The 13,736-nt window shown below is 66.6% G+C and carries 11 protein-coding genes and 1 tRNA gene; 9 read left to right on the forward strand and 3 right to left on the reverse strand.

Features of this window, described 5'->3' with window-relative positions; all coding sequences use genetic code 11:
* Window positions 1–20: 20 nt before the first annotated feature.
* The 7 genes from ACFVUT_RS09040 (at window position 21) to ACFVUT_RS09070 (ending at window position 9,391) form a co-directional block, all read left to right on the forward strand.
* Entirely contained in the window at window positions 21–2,342 is a 2,322-nt protein-coding gene (locus tag ACFVUT_RS09040) for an FdhF/YdeP family oxidoreductase (protein ID WP_389646251.1), read from the forward strand.
* A gap of 98 nt (window positions 2,343–2,440) precedes the next feature.
* The gene (locus tag ACFVUT_RS09045; RefSeq protein ID WP_389646248.1) at window positions 2,441–2,911 is read left to right on the forward strand and encodes a PaaI family thioesterase; all 471 of its coding nucleotides are present in this window, start codon (window positions 2,441–2,443) and stop codon (window positions 2,909–2,911) included.
* Window positions 2,912–3,613: 702 nt separating this feature from the next.
* Window positions 3,614–4,822 (forward strand): branched-chain amino acid ABC transporter substrate-binding protein, encoded by a 1,209-nt coding sequence (locus ACFVUT_RS09050; protein ID WP_389646841.1) that lies wholly within the window; start codon window positions 3,614–3,616, stop codon window positions 4,820–4,822.
* 108 nt (window positions 4,823–4,930) lie between these two features.
* The gene (locus tag ACFVUT_RS09055) at window positions 4,931–5,860 is read left to right on the forward strand and encodes a branched-chain amino acid ABC transporter permease (RefSeq protein WP_389646245.1); all 930 of its coding nucleotides are present in this window, start codon (window positions 4,931–4,933) and stop codon (window positions 5,858–5,860) included.
* 5 nt (window positions 5,861–5,865) lie between these two features.
* The gene (locus ACFVUT_RS09060) at window positions 5,866–7,662 is read left to right on the forward strand and encodes a branched-chain amino acid ABC transporter permease (RefSeq protein ID WP_389646243.1); all 1,797 of its coding nucleotides are present in this window, start codon (window positions 5,866–5,868) and stop codon (window positions 7,660–7,662) included.
* A gap of 5 nt (window positions 7,663–7,667) precedes the next feature.
* Complete coding sequence (locus ACFVUT_RS09065; protein WP_389646834.1) at window positions 7,668–8,678, forward strand: ABC transporter ATP-binding protein; 1,011 nt, start codon at window positions 7,668–7,670, stop codon at window positions 8,676–8,678.
* The gene (locus ACFVUT_RS09070) at window positions 8,675–9,391 is read left to right on the forward strand and encodes an ABC transporter ATP-binding protein (RefSeq protein ID WP_389646240.1); all 717 of its coding nucleotides are present in this window, start codon (window positions 8,675–8,677) and stop codon (window positions 9,389–9,391) included. Before ACFVUT_RS09065 ends, ACFVUT_RS09070 begins: the two co-directional genes overlap by 4 nt.
* Window positions 9,392–9,482: 91 nt before the next feature.
* Here the strand turns inward: ACFVUT_RS09070 and ACFVUT_RS09075 are convergent, their stop codons facing one another.
* Window positions 9,483–10,145 (reverse strand): ANTAR domain-containing response regulator, encoded by a 663-nt coding sequence (locus tag ACFVUT_RS09075; protein WP_389646237.1) that lies wholly within the window; start codon window positions 10,143–10,145, stop codon window positions 9,483–9,485.
* 101 nt (window positions 10,146–10,246) lie between these two features.
* Between ACFVUT_RS09075 and ACFVUT_RS09080 the strand changes: the two genes are divergently transcribed.
* Both ACFVUT_RS09080 and ACFVUT_RS09085 read left to right on the forward strand, forming a co-directional pair.
* A tRNA-Leu gene (locus ACFVUT_RS09080) sits at window positions 10,247–10,321 on the forward strand.
* Between the two features lie 109 nt (window positions 10,322–10,430).
* Window positions 10,431–11,207: a transcriptional regulator gene (locus ACFVUT_RS09085; RefSeq protein ID WP_389646235.1), complete on the forward strand. Its 777-nt coding sequence runs from the start codon at window positions 10,431–10,433 to the stop codon at window positions 11,205–11,207.
* Between the two features lie 8 nt (window positions 11,208–11,215).
* Here the strand turns inward: ACFVUT_RS09085 and pyk are convergent, their stop codons facing one another.
* A complete protein-coding gene (gene pyk / locus ACFVUT_RS09090) occupies window positions 11,216–12,649 on the reverse strand; it encodes a pyruvate kinase (RefSeq protein ID WP_389646232.1) in 1,434 nt (477 codons plus the stop codon).
* 125 nt (window positions 12,650–12,774) lie between these two features.
* Window positions 12,775–13,479, reverse strand: a complete 705-nt coding sequence (locus tag ACFVUT_RS09095) for an SIMPL domain-containing protein (protein WP_389646229.1) — start codon at window positions 13,477–13,479, stop codon at window positions 12,775–12,777.
* Window positions 13,480–13,736 lie beyond the last annotated feature (257 nt).

The raw sequence follows: 13,736 nt of genomic DNA on the forward strand, positions 1-13,736 counted from the left end.
CGGCCCGAAGGGGAGCGCACATGGCAACGAAGCCACCCGCAGATGACCCGGCCCAGGACACACCGCAGGTCGGGCCCGCCCGGCACGCCGCAGCCGGACTCCCGGCCGTCGCCCACAGCCTGCTCATCGCCCAACAGCAGATGGGCGTACGACGCACCGCGCAGACCCTCCTCAAGGTCAACCAGAAGAACGGCTTCGACTGCCCCGGCTGCGCCTGGCCCGAGGGCGACAAGCGGCACACCGCCGAATTCTGCGAGAACGGCGCCAAGGCCGTCGCCGAGGAAGCGACCCTGCGCCGCGTCACCCCCGACTTCTTCACCGCGCACCCGGTCTCCGACCTCGCCTCGCGCAGCGGCTACTGGCTCGGACAGCAGGGACGCATCACCGAGCCCATGTACCTCCCGGAGGGAGCCGACCACTACGAAGCGGTCACCTGGGAACGGGCCTTCGGCATCATCGCCGAAGAGCTCGGCGCGCTCGCCTCCCCCGACGAAGCCCTCTTCTACACCTCGGGACGCACCAGCAACGAGGCGGCGTTCCTGCTCCAGCTGTTCGCCCGCGAATTCGGCACCAACAACCTCCCCGACTGCTCGAACATGTGCCACGAGTCGTCCGGCTCGGCCCTGACGGAGACCATCGGCATCGGCAAGGGCAGCGTCTCCCTGGAAGACCTCCACCGCGCGGACCTGATCATCGTCGCCGGACAGAACCCCGGCACGAACCACCCCCGGATGCTCTCCGCCCTCGAAAAGGCCAAATCCGCGGGCGCAAAGATCATTTCGGTGAATCCGCTGCCCGAGGCCGGCCTGGAACGGTTCAAGAACCCCCAGACCCCCCTCGGCATGATCAAGGGCGCCGCACTCAACGACCTCTTCCTGCAGATCCGCATCGGCGGCGACCAGGCCCTCTTCCGCATCCTCAACCGAATGATCCTCCGGACCGAGGGCGCCGTCGACGAAGCCTTCGTACGGGACCACACCCACGGCTACGAGGAATTCGCCGCCGCAGCCCGCGAAGCGGACTGGGACCAGACCCTCGCCGCCACCGGCCTCGACCGCGACACCATCGAGGAAGCCCTCACGATGATCCTCGCCTCGAAACGCACCATCGTGTGCTGGGCGATGGGCCTCACCCAGCACAAGCACTCCGTGCCGACCATCCGCGAAGTCGTCAACTTCCTCCTGCTCCGCGGCAACATCGGCCGCCCCGGCGCCGGAGTCTGCCCCGTCCGCGGCCACTCCAACGTCCAGGGCGACCGCACCATGGGCATCTTCGAACGCCCCTCACCCGCGTTCCTCGACGCCCTCGACAAGGAATTCTCGATCACGTCACCGCGCCACCACGGCTACGACGTCGTCCGCTCCATCCAGGCCCTGCGCGACGGCGACGCCAAGGTCTTCTTCGCGATGGGCGGCAACTTCGTCGCGGCCACCCCCGACACGCACGTCACCGAGACCGCGATGCGCCGCGCCCGCCTCACCGTCCACGTCTCCACCAAACTCAACCGCTCGCACGCCGTCACCGGCACCCGCGCACTGATCCTGCCGACACTCGGCCGCACCGACAAGGACATCCAGGCGAGCGGCAGGCAGTTCGTCACCGTCGAGGACTCCATGAGCATGGTCCACGCCTCCCGCGGCAACCTCACCCCGGCCGGCCCCCACCTCCTCTCCGAGCCCGCCATCGTCGCCCGCCTCGCCCGCGCCGTCCTCGGCCCCGCCTCGAACACCCCCTGGGAGGAGTTCGAAAAGGACTACGCGACCATCCGCGACCGCATCGCACGCGTCATCCCCGGATTCGAGGACTTCAACACCCGCATCGCACACCCCGGCGGCTTCACCCTCCCGCACGCCCCACGCGACGAGCGCCGCTTCCCCACCACCACCGGCCGGGCCAACTTCACCGCCGCCCCCGTCGAATACCCCGAACTCCCCGAAGGCAGACTGCTCCTGCAGACCCTGCGCTCCCACGACCAGTACAACACCACCATCTACGGCCTCGACGACCGCTACCGCGGCATCAAGGGCGGCCGCCGCATCATCCTGGTCAACCCCGACGACGCCCACACCCTCGGCCTGCCCGACGGCTCCTGCACCGACCTCGTCGGCGAATGGAAGGACGGCGTGGAACGCCGCGCCCCCGGCTTCCGCATCGTCCACTACCCGACCGCCCGGGGCTGCGCCGCCGCCTACTACCCGGAGACCAACGTGCTGGTCCCCCTCGACTCCACCGCCGACACCAGCAACACCCCCGCCAGCAAGTCCGTCGTCGTGCGCTTCGAGAACACCCGGGGACACAGCGGCCAGGAGCCGGACACCCACGGCCGGACCACCCGGGAATGACCCTCGACACCACCCACTAAGCGTCCGCTCAGCCGTCTGATAAGAACGACGCACCACACCAGAGCCACGAACCACGCAGACGATCGGAGCCGGACCCCATGGGCGAGCACACCACACCCACGTTCCCCCAGGAGATCATCGACGAGTACGCCGCACTCGGCGTCGACCTGCCCGCACTCTTCTCCGCCGGCCACCTCGGCGAACGCATGGGCGTCACCATCGTCGAAGCCTCCGCGGACCGCGTGGTCGGCACCATGCCCGTCGAGGGCAACACCCAGCCCTACGGACTCCTCCACGGCGGCGCCTCCGCCGTCCTCGCCGAAACCCTCGGCTCGGTCGGCTCCATGCTCCACGGCGGCGCCACCAAACTCGCCGTCGGCGTCGACCTGAACTGCACCCACCACCGAGGAGTACGCAACGGCCTCGTCACCGGCGTCGCCACCCCCGTACACCGCGGCCGCTCCACCGCCACCTACGAAATCGTCATCACCGACGAACACGACAAGCGCGTCTGCACCGCCCGCCTCACCTGCCTGCTCCGCGACGCACCCCGAACCGACACCGCCTGAACCACACACCGCCACCGCACCACACCCCGCCACACCACCACCCGCCCGAACCACACACCCCACCGCACCACTGCCCGACCGGACCGCAAACCGGCCGGGCAGTGCCATTCCCACCCACAACCCCCCGCACACACAACACCATTGACCGACCTGTCGACCAACACCCTTGACCCCAGAGCCCGTTGTATGGCCAACTCAGCACCCGGCCACCCCGGCACACACCCCCACACACACAACACCGCGTCGACCACATCACCCCAGATGTAACACTGCGTAACAAGCGCGCAATGCGCACACACACCCACGCAGCACCCCCCACCCGGCCCCGCAGGCACCGGGCACCTCGTCGCGCCCCCAGGAGCCCCTCCCCGCACCTCCCCACGCGACAGCAGCAAGATCGACTCAAGCCCCTTAGCAGAGCTGCGCGTTCTCACCATGCGGTCACTTCACCCACCGGTAAAAAACCGTACATGTCCGCACAGCCACCTCAAGCCTTGCTCAAAGGCATAACAAGAAAGTCACATCCTGCGGCGGACCCATCCCGCACCCCCACACCTGCGCCTAGAGTCACGGCCAGTCACCGCGCCGCCGGGCGCGTCTACAGCACGGCCCTGTACCAACCAGTACGGCCCGGCGAACGACACGGCACCTCAGCAGAGGAGGCCGCGCCAGGGAAAGGACCAATTCGTGCGACACCGTTCGTTGCTCATACTCACCACAGTGCTCACGACAGGAGCACTGACGCTCACCGCCTGCGGGTCGCGCGACGACAGCAAGGACAGCGGCAGCGGCGACACCCAGACCGTCGTCATCGGCGTCGACGCACCCATCACGGGTGACCTGTCCGCCCTCGGCCTCGGCATCAAGAACTCGGCGGAACTCGCCGTCAAGACGGCCAACAAGGAAAAGACCGTCCCCGGCATCAAGTTCGAGATCAAGGCCCTCGACGACCAGGCCCAGCCCTCCGTCGGACAGCAGAACGCCCAGAAGTTCATCGACGACAAGACCGTCCTCGGCGTCGTCGGCCCCCTGAACTCCGGCGTCTCCCAGTCGATGCAGAAGCCCCTCAACGACGCCTCCCTCACCCAGATCTCCCCCGCCAACACGGGCACCGAGCTCACCCAGGGCGAGAACTGGAAGTCCGGCGACAAGAAGCGCCCCTTCAAGACCTACTTCCGCACCGCCACCACGGACCAGATCCAGGGCGCCTTCGCCGCGAAGTACCTCTTCAACAACGCGAGCGTCAAGCAGGTCTACCTCATCGACGACCAGAAGCCCTACGGCGCCGGTCTCGCAGCCTCCTTCAAGGCGACCTACACCGCCCTCGGCGGCAAGATCGTCGGCTCCGACCACGTCAACCCCGACGACCGCGACTTCAACGCCGTCGTCACCAAGGTCAAGAAGTCCGGCGCCAAAGCCGTCTACTACGGCGGCGAATACCCCGCCGGCGCACCCCTGAGCCAGCAGCTCAAGGACAGCGTCCAGATCCCCCTCATGGGCGGCGACGGCATGTACAGCGCCGACTTCATCAAGCTCAACAAGAAGGCCCAGGGCGACATCGCCACCTCCGTCGGCAAGCCCGTCGAAGAACTCGACTCCGCCAAGAAGTTCATCGCGGACTACAAGACCGCCGGATACAAGGACGCCTACGAGGCCTACGGCGGCGGCACCTACGACGCCACCTGGGCCATCATCGAGGCCATCAAGCTCGCCGTCTCCGAGAACGACGGCAAGCTCCCCGACAACGCCCGCGCCAAGGTGCTCGACGCCATGAGCAAGGTCAAGTTCGACGGCGTCACCGGCCCCGTCTCCTTCGACGAGTTCGGCGACACCACCAACACCATGATGACCGCCTACCAGGTCGACGGCGGCAAGTGGACATCCAAGCTCAGCGAGGTCTACAAGCCCTGACCTCAGCAGGCCCACCCGGGCACGCACTGAACTGAACCAGACCGCGCGGGGGCGCTACCAGCACTCCCGCGCGGTGCCATTTCCGAACCACTCCACGGAGGCCCTGCGGTGAACGAACTGCCGCAACAGCTGGCCAATGGACTCATCCTCGGCGCGATGTACGGACTCATCGCGATCGGCTACACGATGGTCTACGGAATCATCCAGCTCATCAACTTCGCCCACGGCGAGATCTTCATGATCGGAGGCTTCGGAGCTCTCACCGTGTACCTCTGGATGCCGGCCGGCGTCTCCCTCCTCGCAATCATCCCCGTCATGATCATCGGCGGCGTCATATGCTCCGTCGCCGTCAGCGCAGCCGCCGAACGCTTCGCCTACCGACCCCTGCGCAACGCACCCCGACTCGCCCCCCTGATCACCGCGATCGGACTCTCCCTCGCACTCCAGCAGGCCATCTGGAAGTGGTACCCCGACGCCAAGAAGGACCGCTCCTTCCCCCAGTTCAAGGGCGAAGCGATCGACATCTTCGGCGCCCACATCCAACGCGGTGACCTCTTCGTCCTCATCACCGCCCCCGTCTGCATGCTCGCCCTCGGCCTCTTCGTCTCCAAAACCCGCTCCGGCCGCGGCATGCAAGCCACCAGCCAAGACCCCGACACCGCAAAACTCATGGGCATCAACACCGACCGCATCATCGTCATGGCCTTCGCCATCGGTGCCGCGTTCGCCGCCGTCGCCGCCGTCGCCTACGGACTCAAAAACGGCCAGATCGGCTTCAAAATGGGCTTCATCATGGGCCTCAAAGCCTTCACCGCAGCCGTACTCGGCGGCATCGGCAACATCTACGGAGCCATGCTCGGCGGCGTCGTACTCGGCATCGCCGAATCCCTCGCCACCGGCTACATGAGCAACGTCCCCGGCATGGAACTCTTCGGCGGCGGCGCCTGGAAGGACGTATGGGCCTTCGTCCTCCTCATCATCGTCCTGCTGCTCCGCCCCCAGGGCCTGCTCGGCGAACGCGTCGCGGATCGGGCGTGATACGCATGACCACCAACCACACCACCACGCCCGGCACCACCCCCTTCCTCCCCATCCCCGCACCCGCGGCCCGACTCGGCACCCTCCTCGGCGCCACCGTCGCCCTCGCCGGAACCTTCCTCGCCTGGACCTGGACCAGCGAATTCCCCGGAGACCTCACCGTCACCGGCTACCCCGGCGGCCTCCAGGTCCTCACCCTCATCAGCGCAGCACTCACCCTGCTCCTCACCCTCTCCGCATACCGCATCCCGGGCCTCCGCTGGCTCACCCCCGGCGGCACCAACAGCCCCATCCGCCTCCTGGCACTCGGCACCCTCGGCACCACCGGCTACGCCATCGGTGCCATCGCCTACGACCTCGGCGGAGCCGTCAACCTCGAACCCGGCGCCTGGATCAGCGGCATCGGCGCACTCATCGCCGCCATCTGCGCACTCGGACTCCCCGGCGATCAGCCCCACCCCGACACCACCACGACCAGCGCCTGGCAACGCTTCCGCAACAGCCTCGGCGCCCCCCCGGCCCCCCGCCCCAAAGCACTCCCCGACTGGGCCGAAATCCTCATCATCGTCGGGTCGTTCGGCATCGGCCTCTATGTCTTCACCTACGGCATCGACACCGACTACACCGAACTCTTCGTCGGCTTCCTCATCACCGTCGGCTTCGCCTTCACCGCACTCCACCGCGCCGGACTCATCTCCCGCCTCACCGCGCTGACCACCAAACACCGCAACATCACCCTCGCCGCCGCCCTCGTCGCCGCCGTCTGCTTCCCCTTCACCCAGCAGAAAGAGGAATACGCGCTCATCGGCGCCAACATCCTCATCTTCGCCACCGTGGCACTCGGCCTCAACGTCGTCGTCGGCCTCGCCGGCCTCCTCGACCTCGGATACGTCGCCTTCCTCGGCGTCGGCGCCTACGCCGCCGCCCTCGTCTCCGGCTCCACCATGTCGGCCATCGGCGTCGAATTCCCCTTCTGGGCCGCCGTCCTCACCGGAGCAGGCGCCTCACTCGTCTTCGGCGTCCTCATCGGCGCACCCACCCTGAGACTGCGCGGCGACTACCTCGCCATCGTCACCCTCGGCTTCGGGGAAATCTTCCGCCTCACCGTGAACAACCTCAACGGCAACAGCGGACCCGACCTCACCAACGGCTCCCAGGGCATCCCCAGCATCCCCGACCTCAGATTCTTCGGATTCGACTTCGGCCTCAAGCACGACATCCTCGGCTTCACCCTCGGCAGGTCCGCCAACTACTACCTGCTGATGCTCGTCTTCACCGCCGTCGTCGTCCTCGTCTTCCGCCGCTCCGGAGAATCCCGCATCGGCCGCGCCTGGGTCGCCATCCGCGAGGACGAAACCGCAGCCACCGCCATGGGCATCAACGCCTTCCGGCTCAAGCTCATCGCCTTCGCCCTCGGCGCCACCCTCGCCGGACTCGCCGGAACCGTCCAGGCCCACGTCAACTACACCGTGACGCCCGAGCAGTACCAGTTCGCCGGCTCCGTACCCCCCAACTCCGCGTTCCTCCTCGCCGCCGTCATCCTCGGCGGCATGGGAACCCTCAGCGGACCCCTCGTCGGCGCCGCACTGCTCTACCTCATCCCGGCCAAACTGCAGTTCATGCAGGACTACCAGCTCTTCCTCTTCGGCGTCGCACTCATCCTCCTGATGCGCCTGCGCCCCGAAGGACTCGTCGCCGACCGCAGGAAGCAGCTCGAATTCCACGAGACCGACCAGCTCGACGTACCGGAACCACAGCAGTCCGCCAAGACCGACGCGGACATCGCCAAGGCGGGGGCGTGACCACCATGACCACCACCACGAAAACCGCCACCACCGTCCTCGACGCAAGCGGCGTCACCATGCGCTTCGGCGGCCTCACCGCCGTACGCGACGTCGACCTCACCGTCAACGCAGGCGAGATCGTCGGCCTCATCGGCCCCAACGGCGCCGGCAAGACCACCTTCTTCAACTGCCTCACCGGCCTCTACGTCCCCACCGAGGGCAAAGTCAGCTACAAAGGCACCGTCCTGCCCCCCAAGCCCCACCTCGTCACCCAGGCAGGCATCGCCCGCACCTTCCAGAACATCCGCCTCTTCGCCAACATGACCGTCCTGGAAAACGTCCTCGTCGGACGCCACACCAGGACCAAGGAAGGGCTCTGGTCCGCCCTCCTGCGACTCCCCGGCTTCACCAAAGCCGAAAACGCCAGCCGCGAACGCGCCATGGAACTCCTGCAGTTCATCGGCCTCCAGGACAAGGCCGACCACCTCGCGCGCAACCTCCCCTACGGAGACCAGCGCAAGCTGGAAATCGCCCGCGCACTCGCCAGCGACCCCGGACTCCTGCTCCTCGACGAGCCCACCGCCGGCATGAACCCGCAGGAAACCCGCGTCACCGAAGAACTCATCTTCGCCATCCGCGACCAGGGCATCGCCGTCCTCGTCATCGAGCACGACATGCGGTTCATCTTCAACCTCTGCGACCGCGTCGCCGTCCTCGTCCAGGGCGAAAAACTCGTCGAAGGCACCTCCGACATCGTCCAGAGCGACGAACGCGTCGTCGCCGCCTACCTCGGCACCCCCTTCGAAGGCGCCCCCGGCGCCGAAGAAGTCGCCGAGGTCGAGGCCGCCGAAGCGGGCGCGACCAAGACCGCCGACGCCCACAGCACCACCGACGCCAGTGAGCCCACCGACGCCACCGGCCCCACGGACACCGCGGACACCGCGGACGCTGCAGACGCCACAGACGCCACGAGCCCCGCCAGCACCGCCAGCACCGCCAGCACCGCCAGCACCGAAGAGGAGGACGCCCGATGACCGCACTGCTAGAGGTCAAGGACCTCCGCGTCGCCTACGGCAAGATCGAAGCCGTCAAAGGCATCTCCTTCACCGTCGAAGCCGGCCAGGTCGTCACCCTCATCGGCACCAACGGCGCCGGCAAGACCACCACCCTGCGCACCCTCTCCGGGCTCCTCAAGCCCGTCGGCGGCAGCATCCTCTTCGACGGCACACCACTCAACAACATCCCCGCCCACAAGATCGTCTCCCTGGGCCTCGCCCACTCCCCCGAGGGACGCCACATCTTCCCCCGGCTGACGATCACCGAGAACCTCCAGCTCGGCGCCTACCTCCGCAACGACAAGGCAGGCATCGAAAAGGACATCCAGCGCGCCTACGACCTCTTCCCCATCCTCGGAGAACGCCGCAAACAGGCCGCCGGAACGCTCTCGGGCGGCGAACAGCAAATGCTCGCCATGGGCCGCGCCCTCATGTGCCAGCCCAAGCTCCTGATGCTCGACGAACCCTCCATGGGCCTCTCCCCGATCATGATGCAGAAGATCATGGAGACCATCGACGAGCTCAAAGCACAAGGCACCACCATCCTGCTCGTCGAGCAGAACGCCCAGGCCGCACTCTCCCTCGCGGACCACGGCCACGTCATGGAAGTCGGCAAGATCGTCCTCTCCGGCACCGGAGCGGACCTCCTCCACGACGAATCCGTCCGCAAGGCCTACCTCGGCGAAGACTGACCCACGCGCCGCACGAACACGAGAGCACGAACACGAGAGGCCCCCACCCCGTTCCATCCGGGGTGCGGGCCTCTCGCGGCTGAGCGAACGACTACTGGTCGCCGTCCTTCGCCGCCCGCTTCTTCTCCTCGGCATCCTCGATCAACGCCTCAGCAAGCTGCTGCATCGACAGCCGACGATCCATCGACGTCTTCTGGATCCACCGGAACGCAGCCGGCTCCGACAGACCGTAATCCGTCTGCAGAATGCTCTTCGCCCGGTCCACCAACTTCCGCGTCTCCAGCCGCTGCGCGAGGTCGGCGACCTCCTTCTCCAACGCCTTCAGCTCCGTGAACCGCGACACCGCCATCTCGATGGCCGGCACCACGTCGCTCTTGCTGAACGGCTTCACCAGGTACGCCATCGCCCCGGCGTCCCGCGCCCGCTCGACCAGGTCCCGCTGCGAGAACGCGGTGAGCATCAGGACGGGCGCGATGGACTCCTCAGCGATCTTCTCCGCAGCGGAGATACCGTCGAGAATCGGCATCTTCACATCGAGGATGACCAGGTCCGGCCGGTGCTCACGGGCGAGCTCGACAGCCTTCTGGCCATCACCCGCCTCGCCGACGACCGCGTAGCCCTCTTCCTCCAGCATCTCTTTGAGGTCGAGACGGATGAGCGCCTCGTCCTCGGCGATGACGACGCGGGTCGTCAGCGGCGGAACGTGCGACTTGTCGTCGTCGGCGGCGGGCTGGGGCGACTCGGGGGCGGTCACTGGAGGCTCCTTGTTCAAGACAGGGGTACTGCTGCCAAGAGCCTACCTAGCTGCGGTAAGGTAGACGCTCAGCGGGTCAAGGGAAACCTTGGATTCAGCGAGCCCCGGTAGTCCAATTGGTCAGAGACAATGGATTCAAAACCCATCCAGTGTCGGTTCGAGTCCGACTCGGGGCACTTTCCTTCGATTCCAAGGCCACCAAGGAATTGTAGAACTTCACATGAACGTGTGAATGATGGCCTATCGCGCCTGTGAGTCGTCAAAGACTCAGACAGGCTCAGCTTCGTGTACGACCTTGATACGCGCAAGCGCGCTCTGGCACTCATCGCCCAAGGCTGGAGCCAAAACTCCGTAAGCAAGCAGACCGGCATTTCACGCGCCGCCATCCGTTCGTGGCAGACACGAATAGAACCCCTCGGCTGGAGCCGCGCCGCGGAATGCCCGAGGTGCGGCAACGTACCGAGTGATCCTGAAGACCCCGCTGCTTACGCTTACTTACTGGGCCTCTACCTCGGCGACGGGTGCATCAGCTCCGCCAGAAGGGGCGTGTACTTCCTCCGCATCGCCTGCGCCGATGCCTGGCCCGGCCTCATCGACGCCTGCGCCGAAGCCATGCAGATCACACGTCCCGGAAACAAGGTGTTTCGGGTTCAGCGTCAGGGCTGCCAGAACGTGACGTGCCACAGCAAGCACTGGCCCTGCCTCTTCCCCCAGCATGGTCCCGGCAAGAAGCACGACCGCAAGATCGCTCTGGAACCCTGGCAGCAGAGGCTTGTGGATGCCCACCCATGGGAGTTCGTCCGCGGCCTCATCCATTCCGACGGATGCCGCATCATCAACTGGACCACGAAGCTCATCGGCGGCGAACGAAAGCGCTACGAGTACCCTCGGTACTTCTTCACCAACAAGTCGGACGACATTCGCAAGCTGTTCAGCGACACGCTTACCGCTGTTGGAGTCGAGTGGGCCCACTGCACCCGTGCGGGCACGGGGTACAACATCTCCGTCGCCCGAAGGGCGTCCGTCGCTCTCATGGACGCCCATGTCGGGCCGAAGTACTGACGACCGGCCTACTTCGGGCTGTCGTCCTCACCGATGTGGTGCACCCGCACCAGGTTCGTCGAGCCCGCCACACCCGGCGGGGAGCCGGCCGTGATGATCACGACATCGCCCTTCTCGCAGCGGCCGATCTTCAGCAGCTCCTCGTCGACCTGGGCCACCATCGCGTCCGTCGACTCCACATGCGGACCGAGGAAGGTCTCGACGCCCCAGGTCAGGTTGAGCTGGGAGCGGGTGGCCGGGTCCGGGGTGAAGGCCAGGAGCGGGATGGGTGAGCGGTAGCGGGAGAGACGCCTGACGGTGTCGCCGCTCTGGGTGAAGGCGACCAGGAACTTGGCGCCCAGGAAGTCGCCCATCTCGGCTGCCGCGCGGGCCACGGCGCCGCCCTGGGTGCGGGGCTTGTTGCGGTCGGTCAGGGGTGTGAGGCCCTTGGCGAGGATGTCCTCCTCGGCTGCTTCGACGATGCGGGACATCGTGCGCACGGTCTCGATGGGGTATTTGCCGACGCTGGTCTCGCCGGAGAGCATCACCGCGTCCGTGCCGTCGATGACCGCGTTGGCGACGTCGGAGGCTTCGGCGCGGGTGGGGCGGGAGTTGTCGATCATCGAGTCGAGCATCTGGGTGGCGACGATGACCGGCTTGGCGTTGCGTTTGGCGAGTTTGATCGCGCGTTTCTGGACGATCGGCACCTGTTCCAGGGGCATTTCGACGCCGAGGTCGCCGCGGGCGACCATGATGCCGTCGAAGGCGGCGACGATGCCGTCGATGTTGTCGACGGCTTGGGGCTTCTCGACCTTGGCGATGACGGGGAGGCGTCGGCCTTCCTCGTCCATGATGCGGTGGACGTCTTCGATGTCGCGGCCGCTGCGTACGAAGGAGAGGGCGATGACGTCGGCGCCGGCGCGGAGGGCCCAGCGGAGGTCTTCGATGTCCTTGTCGGAGAGTGCGGGTACGGAGACGGCGACGCCGGGGAGGTTGAGGCCCTTGTGGTCGGAGACCATGCCGCCCTCGATGACGGTGGTGTGGACGCGTGGGCCGTCCACTTCGGTGACTTCGAGGGTGACGCGGCCGTCGTCGACGAGGATGTGTTCGCCGGTGGTGACGTCGGCGGCGAGGCCGTTGTAGGTGGTGCCGCAGGTGTGGCGGTCACCTTCCATGGGTTCGACGGTGATGGTGAAGCTGTCGCCGCGTTCGAGGAGTACGGGGCCTTCGCGGAAGCGTCCGAGGCGGATCTTCGGGCCTTGAAGGTCGACGAGGACGCCGACGCTGCGTCCGCTTTCGTCGGAGGCTTTGCGTACGTGGTTGTATCGCTCTTCGTGTTCGGCGTAGGTGCCGTGGCTGAGGTTGAGGCGGGCAATGTCCATTCCCGCTTCGACCAGTGCCTTGATCTGGTCGTATGTGTCGGTTGCGGGGCCCAGGGTGCAGACGATTTTTGCTCGGCGCATGGTTCGACCCTAGACCTTACCTACGGGTAGGTAATTGGCTGTGCGTGACTACCCAACAACCTTTCGATGAAAGGTTGTTGACAAGTGTTGAATTGTGCGCCGGGGTGCTCGGATGAGCATTCTCTTTATAGTTTTGGCGGGGCCATGGTGAAGCGGGCGTTGACCTGGGCGTAGACGGTCTGGCGTTGTGGTTCGAGGTCGAGGGCCGGGGCGGATTCGGGGGCTGGGGCTCCGTAGGAGACGGAGCCTCGGATGCCGCCGGGTGGGGCGGGTATGGGCAGGGCGGAGACGGCGTTCTCCGCGCCGAGGTCGGCGAGTTCGACGAGGGCGGCGAGGTGGGTGCCGAGGGCGTCGGCGTATTCGCGGGCGCGTTGGACTGCTTCGTGTACGGCTTGGCGTCGGGCGTTCGCGTGTGCGGGTGAGTCGATGCGCAGGCTCCACCAGGGGCCGTTGACGTGTGTCATGTCGAGGTCGGCGATGCGGGTGGTGAGTTCTCCGAGTGCAGTGAAGTCGTTGAGGACAGCGGTGACGTGGACGCGTCCGTGATAGGCGCGGATTTTTTCGTCGCGGCCGCGTTGGGTGAGTTCGGGGGTGATGGAGAATGCGCCGGTTTCCAGTTTTTCGACTGCTTGTCCGTATGTGCGTATGAGTTCGAGGACGGTGTTGTTGCGTCGGGTGAGGTCTTCGAGGGCGGCGCGGCGGTCTTTTCCGCGGGCGGTGACGGTGATGCCGATGCGTGCTGTCTCGGGGTCGACTTCGAGGCGGGCTTCGCCTCGGACGGCGACGCGGGGGTGGTCGGGGGTGCCGTAGGGCGGTGGGGTGTCTGTCATGGGTCCACTGTCGCATCCGGGCAGGACAGCGGCTGGTCATCAGATCGAAACCTGCTAGGGGTGTTGCCGGGTGAGGCTTCTGGGTCATTATCTACGCGCGTTGTGTGCGGCGGGGCCGGTCTGTGGGAGGGCTGGGCCGTGGGACGGTCGGCCTGTCTGAGGTCCGGCCGTGCGGGGGCCGGGTCGCGCGTGGCCCGAGCCGTACGAGAACCGAGCCGTACGAGAACCGAGTTGTACGGGAACTGAGATGTGGGAGA

Source organism: Streptomyces sp. NPDC058051, from assembly GCF_042885475.1.
GTDB lineage: Bacteria > Actinomycetota > Actinomycetes > Streptomycetales > Streptomycetaceae > Streptomyces.

What these genes read in the sequence shown, in the direction of transcription:
- ACFVUT_RS09065 (WP_389646834.1), top strand. Translation starts at nt 7,668, where the DNA reads ATGACCACCACCACGAAAACCGCCACCACCGTCCTCGACGCAAGCGGC.
- pyk (WP_389646232.1), bottom strand. Translation starts at nt 12,649, where the DNA reads ATGCGCCGAGCAAAAATCGTCTGCACCCTGGGCCCCGCAACCGACACA.
- ACFVUT_RS09040 (WP_389646251.1), top strand. Translation starts at nt 21, where the DNA reads ATGGCAACGAAGCCACCCGCAGATGACCCGGCCCAGGACACACCGCAG.
- ACFVUT_RS09045 (WP_389646248.1), top strand. Translation starts at nt 2,441, where the DNA reads ATGGGCGAGCACACCACACCCACGTTCCCCCAGGAGATCATCGACGAG.
- ACFVUT_RS09060 (WP_389646243.1), top strand. Translation starts at nt 5,866, where the DNA reads ATGACCACCAACCACACCACCACGCCCGGCACCACCCCCTTCCTCCCC.
- ACFVUT_RS09095 (WP_389646229.1), bottom strand. Translation starts at nt 13,479, where the DNA reads ATGACAGACACCCCACCGCCCTACGGCACCCCCGACCACCCCCGCGTC.
- ACFVUT_RS09070 (WP_389646240.1), top strand. Translation starts at nt 8,675, where the DNA reads ATGACCGCACTGCTAGAGGTCAAGGACCTCCGCGTCGCCTACGGCAAG.